Here is a 23,333-nt window from a genome sequence, read left to right as displayed (position 1 = left end):
AACTAGATGCCCTGTATTACAAAGGCTGAAATGTCTAGATTATTATCAGTATATTTTATCATGGGAAGTAACAATTGTGCGAAGGAACCACTACAAGTATTGAGAGATGCACTTGAAGGCGGTATAACAATTTTTCAATTTCGTGAAAAGGGGGAAGGCGCTTTAACGGGAGAGAAACGTATTTGTTTTGCGAAAGAATTACAAGCAGTCTGTAAGGAGTACGGTGTACCATTCATTGTAAATGATGATGTGGAACTGGCTCTCGAGTTAGATGCAGATGGTGTGCATGTTGGACAAGATGATGAAGGAATTACTTCTGTTCGTGAAAAAATGGGAGATAAAATTGTTGGTGTATCTACCCATACAATTGAAGAAGCACGCTGGGCAATTAAAAACGGAGCTGATTATTTAGGTGTTGGCCCTATTTTCCCAACGAGTACGAAAAAAGATACGAAAGCTGTGCAAGGAACGAAAGGTTTAGCTCATTTTAGAGAACAAGAAATTACAATACCAATCGTTGGGATTGGTGGCATTACAATTGAAAATACCGCTGGGGTTATAGAAGCCGGTGCGGACGGCGTTTCTGTTATTTCCGCGATTAGTTTAGCTGAATCTCCGTATGAAAGTACGAAGAAGCTAGTAGAGGAAGTAAGTAACAGTTTGTAGAAGAAGGCTATGTAGTATTAAAAGGCTACATAGCTTTTTATTTTTTTCTGATATTGATATTTAGAAAAAGGGAGATGATTGTTTGAAACGTAAACAGTTTGTAGAGTTGCAAAATGAATTATTTCGTTTATTCGAACAAGGAGACTTTGATGTTATTTATAGATACATAGATAAAGCGAAAAGAGAGTTCCCTGAAAGGATGGATAAAACTAGCTTTTGGGAAGCGTGTGTACTTTCGATAGAAGGGAAGTATGAAGAAGCAATTGTTAGTTTAAATGAAGCTTTAGAAAAGGGGATTTGGTGGAATCCACATACACTTATGCAGGATGAAGATTTAAAGGAATTACGAGAGAATGAAGCTTTTAAAATGATAGTGAAAAAGTGTGAAGAAATCTTTAAGAAACAGCAGCTAACAGCCGACCCGAAATTATTTACTTATGGAAATGAAGAGGCGAAGACAGGACTATTTTCTTTACATTGGAGAGGATCAAACATAAATGATTTTGCACCGTATTGGTATGGAGAAGAAATATTACGTGAGTATATGTTAGGTTTTTCTCAATCCTCACAAGTACATGGAATGAATTCTTATAGCTGGGATAATCATGATATAGCTATAAAAGATATTATGAAAAGTTTTAATGATTTTATGGGTAAATATGACTTGGAAGACACCATCCTTGCGGGAGCTTCTCAAGGGGGAAATATAGCGATAGAGTTAGCGTTAAAGAATATGTTAGAGACTCAAAAATTTATAGCAGCTATACCCGCTATTCGAGATGTTGAGGCAATTGAAAGTATAGTCGTATCAAATGATATAACGAATGTAGAAGGATATATTGTTACGGGAGATAAAGATCCGTTTTACGAAAACACGCTTCAATTAATGTCGATGTTCGAGAAATATAATGTGAACTGTAAATTAATTGTGAGAGAAGGTTTGGGTCATCTTTTCCCAGCGGACTTCACACAAATATTAAAGAACATAATGGCAGAATGGACAGTTAAAAATATTTAAACAAACGTTTGATTAAAAAAGCACAAACCCTTTAAAACCTTGGGTTTGTGCTTGTTCTTTAAAACATAATTGAAATTAAGAGCATTCCAATTCCGATAGAAGTGAATGTTGCGATTAGGCCTGGAATCATAAAGCTATGATTTAAAACATATTTACCAATGCCAGTTGTACCAGTGCGATCAAAGTTAATGGCAGCAACGATTGTTCCATAGTTTGGAATGAAAAAATATCCATTTACTGCAGGGAACATTGCGATTAGTAGTGCTGGTGGAATACCGAGTGATAATCCAAGGGGCATTAAAGCACGTACTGTTGCTGCTTGGCTATATAGTAAAATAGAGAGAATGAATAATGCGATGGCAAATAGCCATGGTGCACTTGTTACTAGGTGCTGAATTGATCCTTGAATCATATTTAAGTTTCCGTTAAAGAAAGTATCTCCCATCCAAGCGATACCGAAAATAGCAACAACTGCTGTTGCCCCCGCTTTAAAGACGTTACCAGACACGATGCTTTCTACATTTGGTTTGCAGAAAATAATAATAAGAGCTGCGATAGTTAACATAACCATTTCAATTGTGTTTGGCATGGAAAGACGAATTAACTTCCCGTCAACCATCCATCCTGGACGAAGTGCTTCAAATGAACCGAGAAGTACGACAAGGAAAGTTCCTACTAAGAAAAGGATAACGGATAGTTTAGCGCCTTTTAAACCAACAAATTCTTTCTTCTCTTCAATTTTAGGAATCATTCCTTCTTTTAAACGTTTCAAGTATTCAGGGTCTTCATTTAATTCTTTCCCCATTTTGCTAGCAACAAATGCAGCTACCATACAAGCGATGAAGGTAGAAGGAATACTTACTTTTAAAATATCTAATAAGGTGATTTTATAGTCAACTAGCATTGCTAAAAGTGCAACTGTTGCAGCTGATATAGGGCTAGCTGTAATTGCTTGTTGGGAAGCGATTACGGCAATTGACATTGGTCGTTCCGGTCTAATCCCAGATTCGCGAGAGACTTCTGCGATAACAGGAAGTACAGAATAAGCAACGTGACCAGTTCCTGCGCACAGTGTAAATAAATAAGTAACAATTGGAGCAAAGAATGTAATACGCTTTGGATTTTTTCGCAATGCTTTCTCAGCTAGATGAACAAGGTAGTCCATTCCTCCAGCGGCTTGCAGTGCACCGGCAGCTGTAATTACTGCTAAAATCATAAGCATTACATCAATAGGAGGAGCTGTAGGTTGTAAGTGGAAGACGAAAACAAGTATTGCCATGCCAACGCCACCCATTACTCCTAGACCAACGCCGCCTAGGCGTGCGCCAATAAAAATGCAGAGTAGTAACGTAAGAAATTGTAGCCAAAACATGATAAACTACCTCCGAAATTCATTAGTTAAGATATATTTGAATAATTTAATTTGAAAGAAAATTAAAACAAATACTCAAAATAATCCTTGTGTTATATACATTTTTTATTATATAACACAAGAAATGTAACATTCACGAACTTTGTTAAATTATTTCGAAAAAATAATGCATTGAGACTTTACATTTGCATCTCTAAATAGGTAGACATTTTAATTTTTATGTTGTAATCTTTGATAGAGAATAATTTAATTCTCATAGAACTCCCATATCGTTCAACTCGTTCAGCGAGAAAGGCAAACTGATGGAAACATTAGGACGCAAAACTACAGGAGCTAAGGCCGAAAGGTTATGCTAGCCAGTTACCGGACGGATAGGGTTGGTCTTGACCAATGCTCTTTTCATTGGTCTTTTTTTTGTTTATAAACAAATGAGAACCGTTATCGTTTATTAATAAGGTTTATATTTTAATAGCGTTACTTTATAGTAAGTTAATTAAGAAAGGTGATGTTAATGAGAAAATATTGGCATAAGCTATCATTTCTTCAAAAAAATGTATTGTTAACTGTGTTAGTTATTTTGACGCTTGTCGGTACTATGGGAGCGTTAAGTTTTAACATGTTTCAAAATAGTATGATGTCTATGTTTGAAAGGCATTCTTTTGAAACAGGAGATACGGTATTACATAAATTAGACGCGGAAATATTGAGAGATGTTGCAAAAGACCCAACGGCAGAAAGAGAAAAGAGAGAGAAGTTAACAGAGAAATTAGATGAATCAACGGAAGAATTGAACAGTGTTGGACAAACCTATATTGTTGGAGCGAAAAAAAATGAAAAAGGTGAGCTACAAATCATTGATTTATCTACAGGTTTAGCAAATGTTGTTGAAGTAAGGCCGGGAGAATATTATAAACAACCAGACCTTTGGATGAAAGCATATGATAAAGTAATGAGCACAAAAAAAGCAAACATGACAGAAGTATATGAAGACGCATTAGGAACATGGGTAACGATATTAGAGCCAATTAAAGATGGAGAAGGTAACATTGTGGCACTTGTTGCAGCTGATGTAGATGCTTCTATTGTTCCTAGTACAAAAGAAAAGTTCATTATACAAGGTTTAATGTTTATTTGTATTTCTGTTTTAATTGCAACTTTTATTCAATTCTTAATTGTGCGTAACGCACTTGCTCCATTGCGGGATTTACGTGAAGGATTGCGCAGAGTCGGTGAAGGTGATTTAAGTATTAAATTAGAGGAAAGACCAGATGATATTGGTATTATTAATGCGTATTTTAATAATACCATTGAGAAGTTTAAAGGAATTATAGATAAAGTGAAGCAGACAGCAGAACAGGTTTCCTCATCTTCGCAAGAATTGTCAGTGAGTACGAAAGAGAATAGCATGGCAGTCCAAGGAATTGTAAGTTCTATAGTTGAGTTAAGGGCTGGCGTTCAATCACAAGAAACTTCAGTACCAAAGTATTTAAGTATTGTATATAAAATGGAAGATAAGATGGAAGAGATAACTAATATTGCAAAACAAATGGCGAAAGAGTCTGAAGGTATGAAGCATCATTCAGTAAAAGGAAATGGTGTTATTGAACAGACCATTAATCAAATGAACATAATACAAAATGCAGTACAAGATTTATCTTCTATCATTCATTCTTTGGAAACAAGATCAAAAGAAATTAGTGATATTGTAAATGTAATTACAGGTATTTCAAATCAAACGAATTCGCTAGCTTTAAATGCTTCTATTGAAGCTTCACGTGCTGAGGCAACCGGAAAGGGATTTGCCGTTGTTGATGAAGTGCGTAAATTAGCAGAGCAGACGGAAGCATCAGCAAAAGATATAGCGAAATTAATAGGGGAAACACAAGTTGAAACGGAAGAAGCTGTTGTTTCAATACAAAAAGCTTCAAAAGAAGTAGAATCCGGAATTAAACTTTTTCAAAGTAGTGGTGCTTTCTTTGAAAAAATTTCAAAATCAGCACAATCTGTTACAAGTCAAGTTAGAGTTGTTTCTAGTAATTCAAGTGATATATTGCAAAGTAGCCAAAATATTGTTCGTGTTGTAAATGAACTATCACTTATTGCAAATAAGTATGCAAATAGTAGTAATAATATTGAAGAAAGTATGAAAGAACAGGAAATGTCTGTACAAGATATTGCTGAATTAGCTAGTTCTTTAAGCTGGCTTTCACAGGAGTTACAAGAGTTAATAGGGGAATTCAAAAGTTAAATGAAATGATTATACGTGCTTTTGTTTGTTCAATAAAATAAATCATGCTACAATGAAAACGAATTAAGGACCGGGGAGCCAATTGGCTGAGAGGATGTAAACAAACATCGACCCTCAACCTGATCTGGATAATGCCAGCGTAGGGAGTTACTTAAAGTGATGTAGCATATGTTATTCTATAATAACTTGCATACAAGGCTTTCCTACGCAGTAGGAAAGCCTTTTCTTGTTTTAATATTTCATTTTATAAGGGGGATTTTACTATGTCACAACAAGTTACAATTTCATTTTCAGTAGTACCACAAGCGAAGAACAAAGATGTGTATTCTGTTGTTGATAAAGCAATTGAAGTTGTACAACAATCGGGAGTTCGTTATGAAGTAGGGGCAATGGAAACAACGCTGGAAGGAGAATTAGATGTACTTCTTGATATCATTAAACGTGCGCAACAAGCTTGTGTGGATGCTGGAGCAGAAGAAGTGATTACTTCTATTAAAATCCATTATCGTCCAAGCACTGGTGTAACGATAGATGAAAAGGTTTGGAAGTACCGTGATGAATATGCAAAACCAGAAGCAATCTAAAATAATTACAACAATTTGGCTTATCCTTCTCATAGCGATATGGGAAGGATCTGTTTCATTATTTAAAATTGAACCGTGGATTTTACCGAAGCCTTCTGCCATTGTTCAAGAATTAATTGGAATGAAAGATTTACTATTACCGAATACGATGCAAACGTTACAAGAGGTTCTAATCGGACTGTTTTTTGCGATTTTAATTGGGACAAGTATTGCAATTATTATGGATGTTATCCCTTTATTTCGTATTTTAATAAATCCGTTGCTTGTTATTTCGCAAACGATTCCAATCGTTGTACTTGCACCGTTATTTATTATTTGGTTTGGATATGGAATGCTACCGAAAGTAATGGTAGTAATACTCGTTTGTTTCTTCCCGATTGCGCTCAGCATTTTAGAAGGTTTTCAAACGGTAGATAAAAATATGTTGAAGTTGTTGCAAACGATGAAGGCAACGAAATGGCAAGTTTACCAGAAAGTAAAGTTTCCAGCAGTGCTGCCATACTTTTTCTCAGGTTTAAAAATTGCAGTTACATATAGCGTAATGGGAGCAATTATTGGGGAATGGCTCGGTGCAAGCGAAGGATTAGGAGTTATGCTTACAAGAGCTACAAAATCCTTTCTAACAGCCCGAGTATTTGGTGTGGCGGCAATTATTGTTATGGTGACATTATGTCTGTATTTTATCGTGGAGTTTATGGCAAGAATAACAGCACCATGGATATATAGAAAGGACGGCAGAAAATGAAAAAAGGTTTAAAAGTTATGTTGGCTGCCTTATTAGCAGTAGGTGTAGCTGGATGTAATCCGGCGAAGAAAGAAGAAAGTGCAAGTAAAGATCAAAAAGTAAAAGTAGTATTAGATTGGTTTCCGAATACGAATCATACTGGCCTATATGTAGCGCAAGCGAAAGATTATTATAAAAAGCAAGGATTAGATGTAGAAATTATTCAGCCAGGTGATAATGTGACAGCGGAGCAAATGATAGCTTCCGGAAAAGCTGACTTCGCAATAAGCGCACAAGAAAATGTAACGTTGGCTCGTGTGGAAGGTATTCCTGTTGTATCTATAGGAGCAATCATTCAACATAACACTTCAGCTTTTGCATCACTTAAAAAAGATAATATGACGTCACCAAAAGATTTTGAAGGTAAACGTTACGGCGGCTGGGGAGGACCAGCAGAAGAAGCAACGTTGAAGACAATCATGGAGAAGCATCAAGCTGATTTTAATAAAGTTGAAAAAATCATCTTAGGACAAACAGATTTCTTTAAATCAATCGGTCGTGATGCAGACTTTGAATGGATATATTACGGATGGGATGGAATTGAAGCGAAGCGCCAAGGAAAAGAGTTAAATACGATTATGGTGAAAGACTTAGACCCAGCGCTTGATTTCTATAGTCCTGTTATTATTACGAGTGAAAAACATACGAAGCAAGATAAAGACTTTGTGAAAAAGTTTATGAGTGCAACGACAGAAGGTTATAATTTTGCAATTAAAGAACCGAAAGAAGCTGCTGATATTTTAATTAAAGCAGTTCCAGATGTGAATAAAGAATTAGTACAAGAAAGTCAAAAATGGTTAAGTACGAAGTATCAAGATGATGCAAAAGTGTGGGGAGTACAGAAGGAAGAAGTTTGGACGAATTACATGAATTTCTTATATGATAACAAAGTTATTAAGAAGAAAATTGATGTGAAAGATGCCTTTACAAATGAGTTCCTTCCAAGTGAAAAATGAGTGGATTACAAATAAAAGAGATCGTAAAAGCTTTTGATGGAAAGAATGTATTGGCAAATATTAGTGCTTCTATACGAGAGGGAGAGTTCGTTTCCTTTGTAGGACCGAGTGGTTGCGGGAAAAGCACATTATTAAATATGATTGCAAATGTTGAAAATCCAACAAGTGGGAATGTAACGTATAAGGATAGGCACGTACAAGAGCAAGATGTTGTAAGTTATATGCCGCAGCAGGATTTATTACTACCGTGGCGATCAGCTTTGCAAAATATAGTTCTTCCGTTGGAAATCGAAGGGAAACCGAAAAAACAAAGGCTAACAGAAGGAATGGAAGCATTAAAGCAATTTGAACTAGATGAATATGCAGACCATTATCCAGATGAATTGTCTGGTGGTATGCGTCAAAGGATTAGTTTTCTGCGCACATATTTATGTGAAAAGCCAATTATGCTACTTGATGAGCCTTTTGGAAAATTAGATGCCTTTACAAAAATGGAAGTACATAGTTGGCTTTTAAACTCTTGGCACCAAGAGAAGCAAACAATTGTTATGGTTACACATGACTTAGATGAGGCAATCTTACTGTCGGATCGCGTATTTATTTTATCTCAAAGACCAGCATCAATAGTTGGAGAGGTGCAAGTGAAATTACCTAGACCAAGAACGATGGATATGTTAACATCACTTGAGTTAAAAAAGGATAAGGAAGAAATTCTGAGAGTATTAGCTCCGTATATGAAAAAATAGAAAAAGCCTTTTAACAGTTTTTGGTATAATCGCTGTTAAGAGGCTTTTTTATATAGGGGGAGAAAGATGAAATCTATAGAGCAAATAGTTGATTCGTTAACAGCTGATAATCTTGAAGAAGGAAAGTCCTTATTAAAAAATCATATTTTATTGATGAAGTATGGTATGGAACATCATGAATTAAAAGAAGAAGAAATGACAGAAGTTTTAAAGTGGGTGCAAGGCCGGAATCAATTAAGAGAAGATGTTCCAGAATTACGCGATTTACATTTAGTTAAAAAATTTCAAGTGTTATTAGATGAATTTATTCATTCTATAATTTCAAATGGTTATGTGGAAGATGCGGTAGAAGTTTTAGAGAGTGTATTAAAAAGTATGGGAGCAGTCGCTCATATTGTAAAAATTATGTTTGTTGGCAAAAGAAAAGTTAATAGAAATTCTTTAGAAATGGTAGAAGAGTTAAAACGAGAGTGCTACAACTTAATGGAACAGCGTGCTGCTGTCGGGTTGCATGCTCAAATCTTTCACGTTTTAGGTTTCGTTCATTCGATCCAGTTTGATTTAGAAGAAAGGTCGCAGGAACATGGACGAACTGTAATAGGCCTTTTAACGGATTTTAAGACGAAGGAATTGAAATCTGTACAACAATTTCAAAACGAAGAACATATTCCAGAAGTGAAAAATATGGTTAGTAAAGAGTATGGGGTAGAACTACAAAGAAGAATTTATATGTGGAAATCGTTAACGCTCATCTTTACAAGTCCATATGCATTAGAAAAGATGTATAAAGAAATTTACGCAGAAAATGGAAAAGCGGAGAAGGAACAAAAGAAAAAATAGAGAATAGAATATAACAGAGTAGTTTATACTCTTAATATAACAAATGTTAAAGGAGTGAAAGGATACAATGACTTTATCAACTGTTCTTCAAATGGTTTTAGCTTGATGCGGGAGAAGTCTGCCCATTTTTAACGATTAAGCTAAATTGAAGACAGCAGGTAAAGAACCTTAATCCTTTTTTACGATAATATGTAATGGGTAAGGTGTATTCACCTTACCCATTTTTTATATATACAATTAAATAAGGCTTTATACTGTTGCTCTCTCTATTTAGCTTATGAACCATAAGTAGAGGAGAGAAAAAAATGAGTATATTAACAGTAGAAAATTTAAGTCATTCGTATGGTGAGAAAACCATTTTATATAATGCGTGTTTTCGACTATTAAAGGGCGAGCATGTTGGGTTAGTTGGGAAAAATGGAATTGGAAAATCAACCTTGTTAAGGATTTTAACAGGAGAACTTATACATGATGACGGAAACATTGAATGGTTTCCACATGTGAAGATAGGCTTTTTACAGCAACATATGGATTTACAAGAGGGGATAACAATTGAAGGATACTTACAAAGTGCATTTTCTAATTTGTATGCGATTGAATGTGAAATGTTAAAAATTACAGAAGAGATGGCTGGAGCAGGAGAAGTAGAAAAGTTGTTAGTAAAGTATGGAGAATTACAAACTATATTGGAAAGCTCTAATTTCTATCAAATTCATACAGAAATTGAAGAAGTAGCAATCGGTTTAGGTTTATTTGAAATAGGGTTGAAAAAGGATGTTTCAAAGTTAAGTGGAGGACAGCGAACAAAGTTATTACTTGGGAAGCTCCTTTTAGAAAAAGCTGATGTTTTATTGCTAGATGAGCCAACAAACTATTTAGATACAGCCCATATAGAATGGTTGCAATCGTATTTAAGACTGTATGAAAAAGCTTATGTGATCATTTCACATGACGAAGTATTTTTGAACAGTATTACGAATGTTATTTATCATCTAGAAGAACGGAAAGTGAAGCGGTACGTAGGAAATTATGAAAAATTTGTGCAAAGTTATCAATTGCAAAGGAAACAATTACAATCGGCGCATGCGAAACAGCAAAAAGAAATTGCTCAGTTAGAAACATTTATTCAAAAAAATAAAATTCGAAAAGCGAAACAGGCCAAAAGTCGAGAGAAAGTATTGGAGAAAATGCAAAGGGTTGAAAAGGTTAATCATGTACCTCGATCCCGTTTTGATTTCAATGTTTATGAGGAGCCAGTTAGTCGCATATTACAGGCTGAAAAACTAAGGATAGGATATAGTTCTCCGTTATGTCCAGAATTGAATTTGCAAGTGAAAAAAGGAGAAAAGATAGCGATTGTTGGTCATAATGGAATTGGAAAAACGACAATGTTAAAAACGTTATTAGGTCAAATAAAGCCGTTAAGCGGTTCAATTTCTGTTGGAGAACGAGTAAATCCTGCTTATTTTGCGCAGGAAGAATTTGCTTCAGAAACAACACCATTAGAAAAAGTTTGGGCAGAACGACCAGATATGACAAAGAAAGAAGTACGCCAAGCATTAGCAAAGTGTGGATTGAAAGAAGAACATGTATTAAAACCTATTCGTTTATTAAGCGGCGGGGAACAAACGAAAGTACGTTTATGTGAACTTATCGTAACGAAAAGCAATGTTTTAATTTTAGATGAACCGACTAATCATTTGGATACAGAAACAAAGAAGTCTTTGCGGGAAGCATTACAACAATATAAAGGAACAATTTTACTTGTCTCACATGAGCCTTCTTTCTATGAAGCATGGATAACAAAAGTATGGAATATAGAAGAATGGGATGCTGAACGATATGAATAAAGAAAAGGCATTAGCTTGTATAAGCTAATGCCTTTTCCCTGTGATTAACATGATTTTCGAGAACTCTTACATGAGAATTGTATGAAGAAGCACTCTTATGGTGCGCTTATAAGCGTGCTTTTTCTTATGTTATGTTTATATTTAGATGCCTTTCCCTAATAGGCGACTATCTTTCTTTGTATATATAGATAGTTTGAAATGGAATGAAAATAATTCCTATATGTAAAGGATAATGTGATTAGTATAGGAAGACAATAGAACTTAAAGGAAATTCATGTAAAATTCAGATGAACTTCACATGAACTTCATATTAGAAACTAAATATAATTATAATAGGTTATTGTAATAACAATTTGTGATTTTTCATAAAATTAAAAGTTTGAATTTAGGATAGAGCACTCAAACCTAAATTCAAACTTTAGTGAAATAATTAATGGAGGTTACGCTTAGTTTTCGCTAATGGATGCATTTAGAAGTTCGGCGGGAGTGCCTGTTCCTGCCCCTCCGATTGTAACGGATCCACCAGGAGGAATTTCACCATTCCATCCTGCATTCGTAATTACGTAATGATTATTTATTTTACTACTAATTTTAGAATCCCAAACTTGTGTTAAATTGCCGTTATAATCAAATTCTAATTTCCAGTTTTTAATAGGGGTCGTTCCACTATTTTTAATTACAATCGAGAAGTTGTAACCACTTCCCCAATTTGAAGTGACTGAAAAGGTAGCATTACCATTTCCACCAGGAGGTGTTGTATCAGTATCATCTGTTTTTACAATAATAGAAGTAGGCTGTGATTTATTCCCGGCAGCATCTTTTGCTATTATTGAAAATGTGTATTCGGTATTAGATTTTAAGTTTTTGATTGTAATGCTATTTGTTGTTGTACTCCATTTCTCTTCTCCGGCAGTAATTTCATATTCCGTAACTCCTACGTTATCAGTAGATGCAGTCCAGTTTAATTGAACGGAGTTTGAATTTTTATTTGTAATAGCAATATTTTTTACGTTTGTTGGGGGCTCAGTATCTTTTTGAGTAATAGGTCCACCAAGTAATTCTTTTACTAACGTATCAAGTAATTTTGGTCCACTGCAACTATATTTTGGACTTGTACGGCAATCCCCGCTTAGTTCCCAAAACATTGCGCCACTTAGACCCTTTGTCTTTATATAGTCTGTTTTATATTTCATAGATTCGTTGTCATCATAGCTAATAAACGTGCCTGTAGTCGCATTATATAAATAAGGTACTTTCGCTACATCGTTCCAGTGGCGAACAAAACCATTTTTATTAACATAATTAGCTGCTAAATCACCATAATCGTACACACCTGTGTCACCGGTAGAATAATCATCCCAAGTACCTTTAGAAGCGAGCTTTCCGTCACTACCTGGTTTACAAGGTTGGTATTGCCCATTATTTTCTTTTCCGCAACTTTTCCATCCACGTCCGTAAAAAGGTACACCTAATACGAGTTTATCCGCTGGAACCCCTTCATTTGTATAAATGTCTATCGCACCATCTACATAAAATTTTGTATCCGCTGCTGGGTCATTTGGATCTTTGTATAGTGCTGCATTATGGTTAGAAGTAGCTTCCCATCCACCGTGGAAATCATATGTCATAATATTAATCCAATCAAGTATTTGAGAGATCTTCTTTAGCTCTGTATGATCCGCATAACGTTGGCTTGCACCTGATGCGATTGTTAGTAAATATTGTTTCCCATCTTCTGCAGTAGCTTTCGTTAATGCATTTCGAACATCTTGAAGGAGTAGGGTGAAGTTTTGCTTATCTTCAGGACGATAACTACCACCAGGAATCGTTTCAACGCCCGGATATTCCCAATCTAAATCAACGCCGTCAAATCCATATTCACGAAGAAAAGCTACTGTAGATTCAGCGAATACTTTTCTTGTTTTTTCATCAGCTGCCATATCAGAAAAGCGGTTAGACCAAGTCCAGCCACCAACTGAAATTATTGTTTTTAAGTGAGGATACTTAGCTTTTAATCGTTTCAGTTCTCCGAAATTTCCACAACGGGCATATTTATCACAATCTTCCCAAGTTGTACCTGATCCCGGATAAGATTTTGTGACATCAGCCCAAGGTTCACCGAGTACGAGAGTGCCATTAGGAACCTCTTTATTTTGCAGTGGTACTCCAGACTCTTTACAGTTCCACGTTTGTTTATTTGGATTATCGGGGTGAGTAGAAGGGTTTCCATGTTTTCCATTCCAGCAAATATCAGCGAAAGCATAGTTTAAATGAGTTAGCTTTGATGCATCAATGTCTGCAACTTGATAATTACGTCCGTAAATGCCCCATGAAGGAAAATACCCAACAATTTTTTGACCTTGCTTTGGTGAATCTGCTAATGCAACATTTGGAGTAATAAAGTTTGTGAGAAAAAGAGGTAAGAAGAGTAGTAGGGATAGTAATAGCAGTGTGAATTTTTTGGAGCTCATAGTCATTTCTCCTTTCAAAATAAAAGATATATTTAAAGGCATGCGCCAGTAAACCAAAGTGAATCTAGACGTATGAAACGTCTAGATAAAAATGATCAGACATCACGAAGTCTATACAAGGGAGCTGGGGGTGATTAAATCGTAGCAAATGTAAGATTTAGTGTAAACGCTTTATTTGATTCGCAAAGATTTTCTCAATATGAAATGGCTCTAATACAGACTACACATGAAAATAAAATATTGATTAGGGAGGAAAAGGCTCCTTGTAATTAAATTTGAGAAAAAATTGTATAAAGTCAATTTATAATAGCGTAGCAAGATGAGAAAATATCATGTAAAATAATAGTAAAAATATGTAAAGGAGCGAATGGTGTGGATGTCTTTTTGAACATTGCTGAAGAAAAAATTCGACAAGCAATACGGAATGGAGACCTTGATCATATTCCGGGAAAAGGAAAACCACTACAATTAGAAGACCTTTCAATGGTACCTCCAGAACTTAGAATGAGTTATAAAATCTTAAAAAATGCGGGTATGATTCCACCAGAAATGGAACTACAAAAAGATATATTAAAAATAGAAGATTTAATTGCTTGCTGTTATGATGAAGCAGAGCGAAAAAAATTACAAGAAGAGTTAACAGTAAAAACGCTTCGTTTTCAGCAAGTAATGGAAAAGAGAAAGATTAAAGAGAGTTCAGCTTTTCGTATGTATCAGGATAAAGTGAAACTTTAATCAGTGGGGAGGTTCATCCTCCACTGATTATTAGTTGAACCAATCGGGCATTTACGGGCAGTTGACCGCTCACCTAACTTCTTTGTCTCAGCTGGATTTTGAGGTGAGAGTCTTACTGCCCCGTTATGCGGGGTAAAGTATTTCGTAAATTACGCTAAGAGGGATAAGATGAATACATTTAAAACGATAGAAGCGTTAGCGACATATATTGAAGAACAACAATTAGTACTTCTGTTTATTAAAACAGAAAATTGTGGTGTTTGTGATGTTATGTTAAGAAAAGTAAATTGCGTATTAGAGAATTATGATTACGTAGAGAAAGTAGAAATATTACTACAAGACATGCAAGAGATCGCGGGGCGATATGCAGTATTTACAGGGCCAACAGTTTTATTATTTTATAATGGAAAAGAGATCCTTCGTGAATCGCGCTTTATTTCACTTGAAAATTTAGAGAGAACCATTCAATTATTCGAAGATTAAGGGAGGCTTTTATATGGAATTTATTATTGTCATACTATTATTTGTTGTAGTTGGAACGATCGTAACGGCAGTTCGATCAAACAAAAAGAAGGTAAATCTTACGAAACAAAATAACATTCATAATTCATCTAACAACTCATCACCATTATTTTTCTTTGCTGGATCTGATAATGATAGCTCGCATGGAGGTTCACATGATTGTGGAGGATCTTTCGGTGGAGATAGCGGAGGCAGCTGCGATGGTGGCGGAGGTGGCGGTGATTGATGAAAATGCGCCTTATATAGGCGTATTTCTTTTTAAACAAACGTTTGATTAATATTTTTAACGTACTAAGGGGAATAGAAATGAAAAGGGAACTGAAAGTGAAAAACAAGGGGAAAGTAGTGTTATTTTTATTAGCTGCGGGAGGCGTAGTTCTTGTTAAATTAGGATTTAAAATTGGAATAATACATATGATTCGAACGTGGTTTGAGAGTACGTTTTCTTAAATAAGGAATATAGCCTCTTGTAATAGAGGTTTTTAATTTGTTATTATTAGACTGAACGGTCGGTTTAAAGAGGTGTAAATATGAGAAGAAGTGCAGAAGAGATAAAGAAAGAAATTGCATATAAAGCAGAAAGTCTGTTTTCACAGAAGGGTTATGCAGCTACATCTATGGAAGAGATTTGTGAAATTACAGAGCGAAGTAAAGGAAGCATTTATTATCACTTTAAAAGTAAAGAAGAATTATTTTTATTTGTAGTAAAACAGCATACGTATGATTGGCTTGAAAAATGGAATGAAAAAGAGAAGTTGTATAGTACGAATACTGAAAAACTATATGGTCTCGCGGAATATCATGTCGAGGACATACAGCAACCAATTTCAAATGCAATAGAGGAATTCTCTATGAGCCAAGTTGTAAGTAAAGAGATTTTGGATGAACTATTGGCTTTAACTAGAGAATCATATGTTATGTTTGAGAAACTAATTGAAGCAGGTATACAGTCTGGAGAGTTTCGTGAAGATAGTACGCGCGACCTTATGTATATTGTGAATGGATTATTATCAGGGCTTGGAGTACTTTACTACGAGTTAGATTATAAAGAGCTGCAACGTATTTATAAAAAGGCAATAGATGTATTGTTAAAAGGAATGGCAGCTGAATAATAAGTCAGTTGCTTTTCTTACAAAATAAATTAGACCGAACGGTCGGTTTATGAAAGGGGAATGAAAATGAACGCTTTATTTAAAAACCGAGCATTTATGCTCGTTATGGCATCTGATATTTTACAACAATTTGCAATTTGGATCAGAAATATGGCTCTTTTGTATTTCATAATGGAGCGAACGAATAATGATCCAGTTTCAGTTTCGTTGTTATCGGTTATGGAATATGCACCTATTTTTATTTTCTCGTTTATCGGTGGGGCGCTAGCTGATCGTTGGAATCCGAAAAGAACGATGGTTGCTGGAGATGTATTAAGTGTACTGTCTATTGTAGGAATTGTCTTGTTGTTAAAGCTGGATTATTGGCAGGCTATATTTTTTGCAACACTCATTTCCGCGATCGTAGGCCAATTTTCTCAGCCATCATCTTCGCGTATATTTAAGCGCTACGTAAAAGAAGAGCAGGTAGCAAATGCGATTGCATTTAACCAAACATTACAGTCATTATTTATGATTTTTGGACCAGTGGTAGGATCACTTGTGTATACACAACTTGGTTTATTTACGTCACTATATAGCTTAATCATTTTATTTTTGTTATCTGCTATTGCTCTTTCGTTTTTACCAAAATGGGTGGAACAAGAGCAAGTGGCGAGAGATTCATTAAAAAATGATATAAAAGAAGGATGGAAATACGTTCTTCATACGAAAAATTTACGTATGATTACGATCACTTTCACCGTTATGGGCTTAGCTGTTGGATTAACGAATCCATTAGAAGTGTTTCTTGTAATAGAGCGTCTTGGAATGGAAAAGGAAGCAGTTCAATATTTAGCCGCAGCTGATGGGATAGGTATGTTAATCGGTGGTATTGTTGCTACAGTTTTCGCTTCAAAAGTGAACCCGAAAAAGATGTTTGTATTCGGTATGAGCATATTAGCAATGTCATTTTTAGTAGAAGGGCTATCTACATCATTTTGGATTACTAGTTTCATGAGGTTTGGAACAGGTATTTGTTTAGCTTGTGTTAATATCGTTGTCGGTACGCTTATGATTCAACTTGTACCAGAAAATATGATTGGAAGAGTAAATGGAACAATTTTACCACTGTTTATGGGGGCAATGTTAATCGGAACTTCACTAGCTGGAGGATTGAAGGAGATGACCTCACTAGTTACTGTATTTTGTATAGCAATGGCACTTATTTTATTTGCGATAGGGCCAGTTCTACGCATGCAAATAAATAAAGAAGATGTCGCTAATAAAGAAGAACTAACAAATTCATTAGCTTCGAAATAATCAGTGTAAGGGAGCAGGATTGCTCCCTTTTCTTGTGGCAATCTTTTGACAATGACATGCCCCAACTATATACTGATGATGTAAAAACGAGTTTACAGGTTAGGAGAAATGGTGTGAAAAATCAAATCTATGAATTACGCACTGAAAACAATATTTCACAAGGTGCATTGGCTGATAAGTGTAAAGTTTCTAGACAGACGATAAATGCAATTGAGAATAATAAATATGATCCAAGCTTAGCGTTAGCATTCCGTTTGGCTGAAGTATTAGGAACAACTGTTGATAAACTATTTTTGTACAAGTTGTAGGGGGAGTAGTTGTTGGGGAAAGAGAAAATAAGCCTTGTAGTTACGGCATTAGTAGCTATAAGTACGTTAGTGTTTGCACTTTATTATTGGTTAACTGAACTTCAAGTAAACTGGTATGCACTATTTATTTGTAGCATCGCATTACATTATATGTTTAAAAGTTTGGCATCGCATAATGTGGAAGGGACAACGGAGGAGAAAGAAGATGTAGAAAAACATGTATTAAAAATAAGTGCAAATGTTACGTATTATGTACTTGTTGTATTAATTTTTGGTTTGTTTTTCGCATCGGTAGGTTTTAATAAATGGATTGATTTTCATAACATACCGCTTTTGTTTGCGTTATGCGCTGCGATAGTTGTAAAGCCGGCTGTAGAATTTTTAATTGTAAGACGTTATCGCTAAAAATAAAGAAAAGATCCTCTTCTCATGAGAAGAGGATCTTTTTCTTATAGCGTTTTAGTTTTTGGACTAGGTGGTGTAACGGATGTATTATTTTCGGGAACTCTAGTTAGTAAGAATCCACCGATAACGAACAGTACAATAATACTAAGGACACCAGCGTTGGTTTTTCCTGTTAATTGCGTTGTAACACCGACTAATACTGGACCCATAATTGCCGCGAATTTACCAAAGATATTATAAAATCCGAAGAATTCATTTGCAGATTCTTTTGGTACTAGTTTTGCAAAATAGGAACGACTAAGTGCTTGAATACCACCTTGAGAAGTGGCAACTAACATTGCTAAAATCCAGAAATCGAGTGTCGTTTTTAAGAAATAAGCATATATGCAGATAATGATATAAATAATAATACCGACGTATAGCATTTTTTTACCTGTAAATGTTTCTGATAACTTTCCGTATAATAAGGCGAATGGACAAGCAACAATTTGTGTGACAAATAAGATGATTAATAGATTCGTTGCACTAATACCGAGATCTGTTCCGTAAGCGGTAGACATAGTAATAATTGTATCGACCCCGTCAATGTAGAAGAAGTAAGCGATTAGGAACATAAATACAGTTTTATATTCTTTAATATTTTTAAAAGTATCAGCAAGGCGTTTGAAGCTCATTGCAATTGGTCTTGGATGACGTTCAATATAATGTGTTTGCTCTACATTTTTTAGCATTGGAATTGTAAATAATCCCCACCAAAGAGCTGTTATTGCGAACGAAATTTGACTAGCAATGCCGACTGATAAAGGGATAGTTCCTTTTTGAGCAAGAATAATAAGAGCGATACAACCGATAAAAGGAATTGTGCTCCCAATATAACCTAATGCAAAGCCTCTTGTAGAAATTCGGTCCATTCTATCTTTAGAGGTAACATCTACTAAAAATGCATCATAAAAAATGTTTGCTCCCGCAAAACCGACTAATGCGAGCATGTAGCAGCCTAGTAATAAGTACCACTGAGATGTTGGGACGACTGCTAGCATACTTGTAAATACGATACCGAGTCCAAAGAAGAATGTGAAAAATCGTTTTTTAAATCCTTTATAATCAGCAACTGTGCCGAGAATAGGAGCAAGTATAGAAATTAAAAGTGTAGCGAATGAGTTTGCATATCCCCAATATGCTGTTGAAGTTGCACCAGATAGTCCGGCTTCTTTTGCAGCTGCTTTAAAGTAAATTGGGAATAATGCAGTTGTAATGACGAGCGAATATACCGAATTCGCCCAATCGTATAATATCCAGCTTTTTTCTTGTCTGGACATTTTTTTCATATAATGTTCCCCCTTAAATTGTTCTACTAACAGTGTACAAAAATAAAAATTATAAAAAGAGAAACAGTGATGATTTTTACATAACTTTTACATATATACACAGTTCTTTACAATTGAAGTAAATCCTCTACAATTGATCCGTCTGTTTCACCTAAGTGTAAACCGAGTAGTCTAGCGATAGTTGGACCTTCATCAATAAGTCTCATGTACGGGATGGTAACGCCGCTTTTTATCCCTTTCCCAGCAGCGATAAAAATTGTTTCATAGTTAGGTTTTGTTGGAGAGTATCCATGCGTACCAAATGTATATTTTTTACTAGGCGTAACGTCTTTTTCATTAATCTCTTTTATAAAATCTCCTGTATAGTTTTCAGTGAAATAATACTCTTCTCGCGCTTCTAACATAAATAAACAATTACCATCGGCACCGCAGTCTTTTGCAGCTTCATCATGAAGCATAAATTCAATACCGTTTTGTTTATTTTGAAGTAGTTCTTCAAGTAGTAGTTGTACTTTTCGAATTGTATCTGTATCATTTTTGTCTTTCACATATACATAGGCAGAGCCGTCGCAACTTTGGCAATAGGCCTTCCAGTCTATTAATTTTCCTTTTGAGTTTATAGATATAAGCCCTTTTTGATGAAATAGTACATTTAATTGAATGGCTTTGTTTTCACTTAAAGCGCTATGATCACCAAGAGTGATAATTGTACTCTCTTCGTATAGATTACTGTCTTTTAAAGCTTGAATAATTTTCCCTAGCCGTTCATCATGTCTATGAATTGCGGCTATTGTTTCTTTGGATTCAAAGCCGTAATAGTGTCTTTGGGTGTCTAAATCGGTGAAGTGTACAAACATGACATTCGGCTTTTTCGTCTGAATTGTATGCACAGCGGAAGCGAGTACGAAATCATCGAGTTCAGGCTGTGATAAGCCATTTCTTATATGACCAAAACGCTGATTCAAATCTAATTGATATAGCGGGCTACCGCTAAATAATGAAACTAAAATTTGATTTTGCCACGGTCTATTTGGAAAAATTTCAGGTAAATTGTAATCAATATTTGCTCTGCCGGTAACAGGCCATAGAAGGGCAGCTGTCGTTAAATTTGCTTTACGTGCTTCATCGTATAACGTTGTTCCTTTAATGGATTTTCGGTACCAATGCCAATCTGGTGACTCACGTCCAGGTTGAAGTAACGTATTGCTAACTACGCCATGTTTATTAGGGTAGTTTCCAGTAACGATTGTTGAGTGGCTTGGATATGTTACAGAAGGATAAATAGGTTCAACTTTTTTCGCAATCGCGCCCTTGTTTATTAATGTTTGGAAATTAGGAAGTTTTTGTAATATAGGAAAATCTAAAGCTGATAAGCAATCGAAAGATAAAATAATGACATGATTTGTTAATGCTTTATCCATAAAGTTCCCTCCTGATTATATAAAGCTTATTCTTATATATTACTATTAATACCTAGTAATAAAAATATATTTCTAGGTAAAAATTTATTATTTATTTTCAGAAAAATTAAACATATAATTAAGTATAGGGAAATGAATGGAAGGAGGGAATACTATGGATTGGCTAGATGGATTTAGTATCTTTTACATCATTGGCGGAATTACGATTATCCTTGTATTTGCTATTTCGTATTTACTAAAGAAACGGTTTCCAAACAAACAGTTCGATATTATATTTGCACTTAGTTTAATACTTCTTTGCTTAGCATCCTTTCCGGTTACAATGATGGTGATTGGTGGATGGGAAGGAATGGGATATGGATTTATTGGTTTCTTCGTTCTACTTGGTACACTTATCGGTATGATTGCACATCAACTGGTAAAAATCTCGCGAAAAAGCTACGTATAAAACTGCAAAAAATGAAAAGAATATATAAAAATGAGAAAATTAGCTATTGTTTAAAAAAAGAATTTGTATTATGATAATCAACAAATTTATTTCGTTATAACGATGAAAAAGGACTAGTACATGTTCAACCTTTTTAGCAGAGAGAGAATCCGCCAGGCTGAAAGATTCTTAAAAAGGCGATATGGAACCTACCTTTGCGTTCTGCATATGCAGCGGGAATTTCCCGTTATCAAAAAGAGAGCATGCACAATTTTTTGTGCATGAATCAGGGTGGTAACGCCGGCAAAGCTCGGTCCCTATTTAGGGACGCGGGCTTTTTTGTATTTTCAAAAGGAGGAAGACTGACTATGGCAAAAGAACAAGTACAAGCGATTACGAAGATGGAAGAGGATTTTGCACAGTGGTACACAGATATTGTAAAAAAAGCAGAACTTGTTGATTATTCAAGTGTAAAAGGATGTATGATTCTACGCCCGTACGGTTATGCCTTATGGGAAAATATGCAGAAAGTTATGGATGAAAAGTTAAAAGCAACTGGTCATGAAAATGTATATATGCCAATGTTTATTCCAGAAAGTTTATTGCAAAAAGAGAAGGATCATGTAGAAGGATTTGCTCCTGAAGTAGCATGGGTGACACATGGCGGGGATGAAAAATTAGCGGAGAGACTTTGTATACGGCCTACATCTGAAACTTTATTCTGTGAGCATTTTTCAAAAATTGTGCAATCCTATAATGATTTGCCAAAGCTATATAATCAGTGGTGTTCAGTAGTTCGTTGGGAGAAAACAACGAGACCATTCCTTCGTACAACGGAATTCTTATGGCAAGAGGGTCATACAATTCATGAAACAGCAGAAGAATCGCAAGCTGAAACGTTACATATTTTAAATCTATATGCTTCTTTCTGTGAAGATTACTTAGCGATACCAGTAATTAAAGGGCAAAAAACAGAAAAAGAAAAGTTTGCAGGAGCAAAGGCAACTTATACGATCGAAAGTTTAATGCATGATGGGAAAGCACTTCAAACAGGAACATCCCATAACTTTGGAACGAATTTCTCTGAAGCATTTGATATTAAATTTTTAGATCGCAACGGTAAGTGGCAATACGTACACCAAACATCTTGGGGTGTATCAACAAGAATGATAGGTGGACTTATTATGGTTCATAGCGATAATAATGGTCTTGTAATGCCTCCTAAAGTCGCACCAGTGCAAGTTGTTATTGTACCAATTGCGCAGCATAAAGAAGGAGTTTTAGCGAAAGCAACAGAGTTACAAGAACATATTCAAAAGGTTGCACGAGTAAAAATAGATGCTAGTAATAAAACACCAGGCTGGAAATTTAATGAGTATGAAATGAAGGGCATTCCAATTCGATTAGAAGTTGGTCCTAAAGATATTGAAAAGAATCAAGTTGTACTTGTTAGAAGAGATACGAAAGAAAAAGAATTTATATCAATGGATCAATTAGAAAAACGTATTCCAGCACTACTTGAGGAAATTCATAATTCTTTATTTAATAAAGCAAAAGTATTTCGCGATGAGAATACGTATAGTGGGACGAATTTCGAAGAGATGAAAAAAGTAGCTGATGAAAAGCAAGGGTTTATTAAGGCGATGTGGTGTGGAGAATTAGCTTGTGAAGAGAAATTAAAAGAAGAAGTTGGAGTATCTTCACGTTGTATGCCTTTTGAGCAAGAACATTTAGCTGACGAATGTATTTGCTGTAGTAAAGAAGCAAAGCACATGGTCTATTGGGGAAAAGCATATTAATACTCTTTCTTATAGATGCCAAAAGGACTTTGGGTTGCATAATAAACTGCAATCCAAAGCCCTTTTTAGTTTTATATTGGTTTCATGTATTTTTTAGATGGAAGGATGTTGGTCTTTATTTTGCATTTTTACGGCGAATAAACAATAACATACCAATTAGGAATGTTGAAAGTCCTATTAAAATAGATGCAGGATAATGCGCTGCAGTATTAGGTAACTTATCACCTTGTTTTGTCGCATTATCTTTTACGTTACCACCTTGTGAACTGCTATCCCCTTTAACTCGATTGCCATCTTGGGAGCCTTTGCCATCTTGCAAACTGCTATCGCCCTTAACTCGATTGCCACCAGAACCGTTGCCACCAGAACCGTTGCCACCAGAACCGTTGCCACCAGAACCGTTGCCACCAGAACCGCTGCCACCAGAACCGTTGCCACCAGA

24 protein-coding genes, 2 riboswitches and 1 other annotated feature are annotated in these 23,333 nt (G+C 35.4%); of the genes, 19 read left to right on the top strand and 5 right to left on the bottom strand.

Going from position 1 to position 23,333, the window contains the following annotated elements; translation table 11 throughout:
• Positions 1 to 6 precede the first annotated feature (6 nt).
• Entirely contained in the window at positions 7 to 666 is a 660-nt protein-coding gene (gene thiE, locus DN392_RS25350; protein WP_061672150.1) for a thiamine phosphate synthase, read from the top strand.
• A gap of 82 nt (positions 667 to 748) precedes the next feature.
• Complete coding sequence (locus tag DN392_RS25345; RefSeq protein ID WP_016089483.1) at positions 749 to 1,684, top strand: alpha/beta hydrolase; 936 nt, start codon at positions 749 to 751, stop codon at positions 1,682 to 1,684.
• A 58-nt stretch (positions 1,685 to 1,742) separates the two neighbouring features.
• On the opposite strand, the gene DN392_RS25340 is transcribed toward DN392_RS25345, so the two are convergent.
• Complete coding sequence (locus DN392_RS25340) at positions 1,743 to 3,056, bottom strand: anaerobic C4-dicarboxylate transporter family protein (protein ID WP_000498721.1); 1,314 nt, start codon at positions 3,054 to 3,056, stop codon at positions 1,743 to 1,745.
• A gap of 283 nt (positions 3,057 to 3,339) precedes the next feature.
• Positions 3,340 to 3,424: riboswitch (cyclic di-GMP riboswitch) on the top strand.
• 143 nt (positions 3,425 to 3,567) lie between these two features.
• Between DN392_RS25340 and DN392_RS25335 the strand changes: the two genes are divergently transcribed.
• From DN392_RS25335 to DN392_RS25305, 7 genes are all read left to right on the top strand, one after another.
• Complete coding sequence (locus tag DN392_RS25335; RefSeq protein ID WP_001234177.1) at positions 3,568 to 5,304, top strand: methyl-accepting chemotaxis protein; 1,737 nt, start codon at positions 3,568 to 3,570, stop codon at positions 5,302 to 5,304.
• Between the two features lie 61 nt (positions 5,305 to 5,365).
• Positions 5,366 to 5,467: riboswitch (TPP riboswitch) on the top strand.
• Positions 5,468 to 5,567: 100 nt separating this feature from the next.
• Entirely contained in the window at positions 5,568 to 5,888 is a 321-nt protein-coding gene (locus DN392_RS25330) for an MTH1187 family thiamine-binding protein (RefSeq protein WP_000082897.1), read from the top strand.
• Positions 5,860 to 6,633, top strand: a complete 774-nt coding sequence (locus DN392_RS25325) for an ABC transporter permease (protein ID WP_001057159.1) — start codon at positions 5,860 to 5,862, stop codon at positions 6,631 to 6,633. The genes DN392_RS25330 and DN392_RS25325 overlap by 29 nt, the downstream gene beginning before the upstream one ends.
• A complete protein-coding gene (locus DN392_RS25320; protein ID WP_000715550.1) occupies positions 6,630 to 7,628 on the top strand; it encodes an ABC transporter substrate-binding protein in 999 nt (332 codons plus the stop codon). The genes DN392_RS25325 and DN392_RS25320 overlap by 4 nt, the downstream gene beginning before the upstream one ends.
• A complete protein-coding gene (locus tag DN392_RS25315; protein ID WP_000016074.1) occupies positions 7,625 to 8,374 on the top strand; it encodes an ABC transporter ATP-binding protein in 750 nt (249 codons plus the stop codon). Before DN392_RS25320 ends, DN392_RS25315 begins: the two co-directional genes overlap by 4 nt.
• Before the next feature lie 66 nt (positions 8,375 to 8,440).
• A complete protein-coding gene (locus DN392_RS25310) occupies positions 8,441 to 9,214 on the top strand; it encodes a hypothetical protein (protein ID WP_000835395.1) in 774 nt (257 codons plus the stop codon).
• A 305-nt stretch (positions 9,215 to 9,519) separates the two neighbouring features.
• The gene (locus DN392_RS25305; RefSeq protein WP_088321604.1) at positions 9,520 to 11,064 is read left to right on the top strand and encodes an ABC-F family ATP-binding cassette domain-containing protein; all 1,545 of its coding nucleotides are present in this window, start codon (positions 9,520 to 9,522) and stop codon (positions 11,062 to 11,064) included.
• A 446-nt stretch (positions 11,065 to 11,510) separates the two neighbouring features.
• On the opposite strand, the gene DN392_RS25300 is transcribed toward DN392_RS25305, so the two are convergent.
• Complete coding sequence (locus DN392_RS25300; protein WP_000095624.1) at positions 11,511 to 13,535, bottom strand: glycosyl hydrolase family 18 protein; 2,025 nt, start codon at positions 13,533 to 13,535, stop codon at positions 11,511 to 11,513.
• Positions 13,536 to 13,907: 372 nt separating this feature from the next.
• Here DN392_RS25300 and DN392_RS25295 point away from each other — a divergent pair, with 372 nt between their 5' ends.
• From DN392_RS25295 to DN392_RS25260, 8 genes are all read left to right on the top strand, one after another.
• Positions 13,908 to 14,270, top strand: coding sequence for a DnaJ family domain-containing protein (locus DN392_RS25295; RefSeq protein WP_000382353.1), 363 nt, complete (start codon positions 13,908 to 13,910; stop codon positions 14,268 to 14,270).
• Between the two features lie 168 nt (positions 14,271 to 14,438).
• Positions 14,439 to 14,753: a thioredoxin family protein gene (locus tag DN392_RS25290; protein WP_001091335.1), complete on the top strand. Its 315-nt coding sequence runs from the start codon at positions 14,439 to 14,441 to the stop codon at positions 14,751 to 14,753.
• 13 nt (positions 14,754 to 14,766) lie between these two features.
• A complete protein-coding gene (locus tag DN392_RS25285; RefSeq protein WP_000394367.1) occupies positions 14,767 to 15,018 on the top strand; it encodes a hypothetical protein in 252 nt (83 codons plus the stop codon).
• An 80-nt stretch (positions 15,019 to 15,098) separates the two neighbouring features.
• A complete protein-coding gene (locus tag DN392_RS25280; RefSeq protein WP_000817921.1) occupies positions 15,099 to 15,242 on the top strand; it encodes a hypothetical protein in 144 nt (47 codons plus the stop codon).
• Between the two features lie 80 nt (positions 15,243 to 15,322).
• A complete protein-coding gene (locus DN392_RS25275) occupies positions 15,323 to 15,904 on the top strand; it encodes a TetR/AcrR family transcriptional regulator (protein WP_001254437.1) in 582 nt (193 codons plus the stop codon).
• Positions 15,905 to 15,970: 66 nt separating this feature from the next.
• On the top strand, positions 15,971 to 17,203 hold the full coding sequence (locus DN392_RS25270; protein WP_000992574.1) for an MFS transporter: 1,233 nt from the start codon (positions 15,971 to 15,973) through the stop codon (positions 17,201 to 17,203).
• Between the two features lie 56 nt (positions 17,204 to 17,259).
• Positions 17,260 to 17,511: a helix-turn-helix transcriptional regulator gene (locus DN392_RS25265; protein ID WP_074651450.1), complete on the top strand. Its 252-nt coding sequence runs from the start codon at positions 17,260 to 17,262 to the stop codon at positions 17,509 to 17,511.
• Positions 17,512 to 17,523: 12 nt separating this feature from the next.
• The gene (locus DN392_RS25260) at positions 17,524 to 17,916 is read left to right on the top strand and encodes a hypothetical protein (protein ID WP_000514014.1); all 393 of its coding nucleotides are present in this window, start codon (positions 17,524 to 17,526) and stop codon (positions 17,914 to 17,916) included.
• A 44-nt stretch (positions 17,917 to 17,960) separates the two neighbouring features.
• On the opposite strand, the gene DN392_RS25255 is transcribed toward DN392_RS25260, so the two are convergent.
• Both DN392_RS25255 and DN392_RS25250 read right to left on the bottom strand, forming a co-directional pair.
• Complete coding sequence (locus tag DN392_RS25255) at positions 17,961 to 19,244, bottom strand: MFS transporter (RefSeq protein WP_000738836.1); 1,284 nt, start codon at positions 19,242 to 19,244, stop codon at positions 17,961 to 17,963.
• A gap of 107 nt (positions 19,245 to 19,351) precedes the next feature.
• Complete coding sequence (locus DN392_RS25250; RefSeq protein ID WP_000356425.1) at positions 19,352 to 20,665, bottom strand: alkaline phosphatase family protein; 1,314 nt, start codon at positions 20,663 to 20,665, stop codon at positions 19,352 to 19,354.
• 154 nt (positions 20,666 to 20,819) lie between these two features.
• On the opposite strand from DN392_RS25250, the gene DN392_RS25245 reads away from it, so the two are divergent.
• Both DN392_RS25245 and proS read left to right on the top strand, forming a co-directional pair.
• On the top strand, positions 20,820 to 21,113 hold the full coding sequence (locus DN392_RS25245) for a YesK-like family protein (RefSeq protein WP_000383868.1): 294 nt from the start codon (positions 20,820 to 20,822) through the stop codon (positions 21,111 to 21,113).
• A 93-nt stretch (positions 21,114 to 21,206) separates the two neighbouring features.
• Positions 21,207 to 21,414, top strand: a binding site (T-box leader).
• 46 nt (positions 21,415 to 21,460) lie between these two features.
• Positions 21,461 to 22,891 (top strand): proline--tRNA ligase, encoded by a 1,431-nt coding sequence (gene proS, locus DN392_RS25240; RefSeq protein WP_088321605.1) that lies wholly within the window; start codon positions 21,461 to 21,463, stop codon positions 22,889 to 22,891.
• Between the two features lie 115 nt (positions 22,892 to 23,006).
• Here proS and DN392_RS25235 read toward each other — a convergent pair.
• Positions 23,007 to 23,333: LPXTG cell wall anchor domain-containing protein (locus DN392_RS25235; RefSeq protein WP_149238113.1), on the bottom strand; the 327-nt coding region annotated here is incomplete at its 5' end.

The organism is Bacillus sp. BB51/4, from assembly GCF_008368845.1.
Lineage (GTDB): Bacteria > Bacillota > Bacilli > Bacillales > Bacillaceae_G > Bacillus_A > Bacillus_A wiedmannii.
The sequence above is the reverse complement of the archived record's forward strand: the minus strand, read 5'-3'. Positions and strand labels throughout refer to the sequence as shown.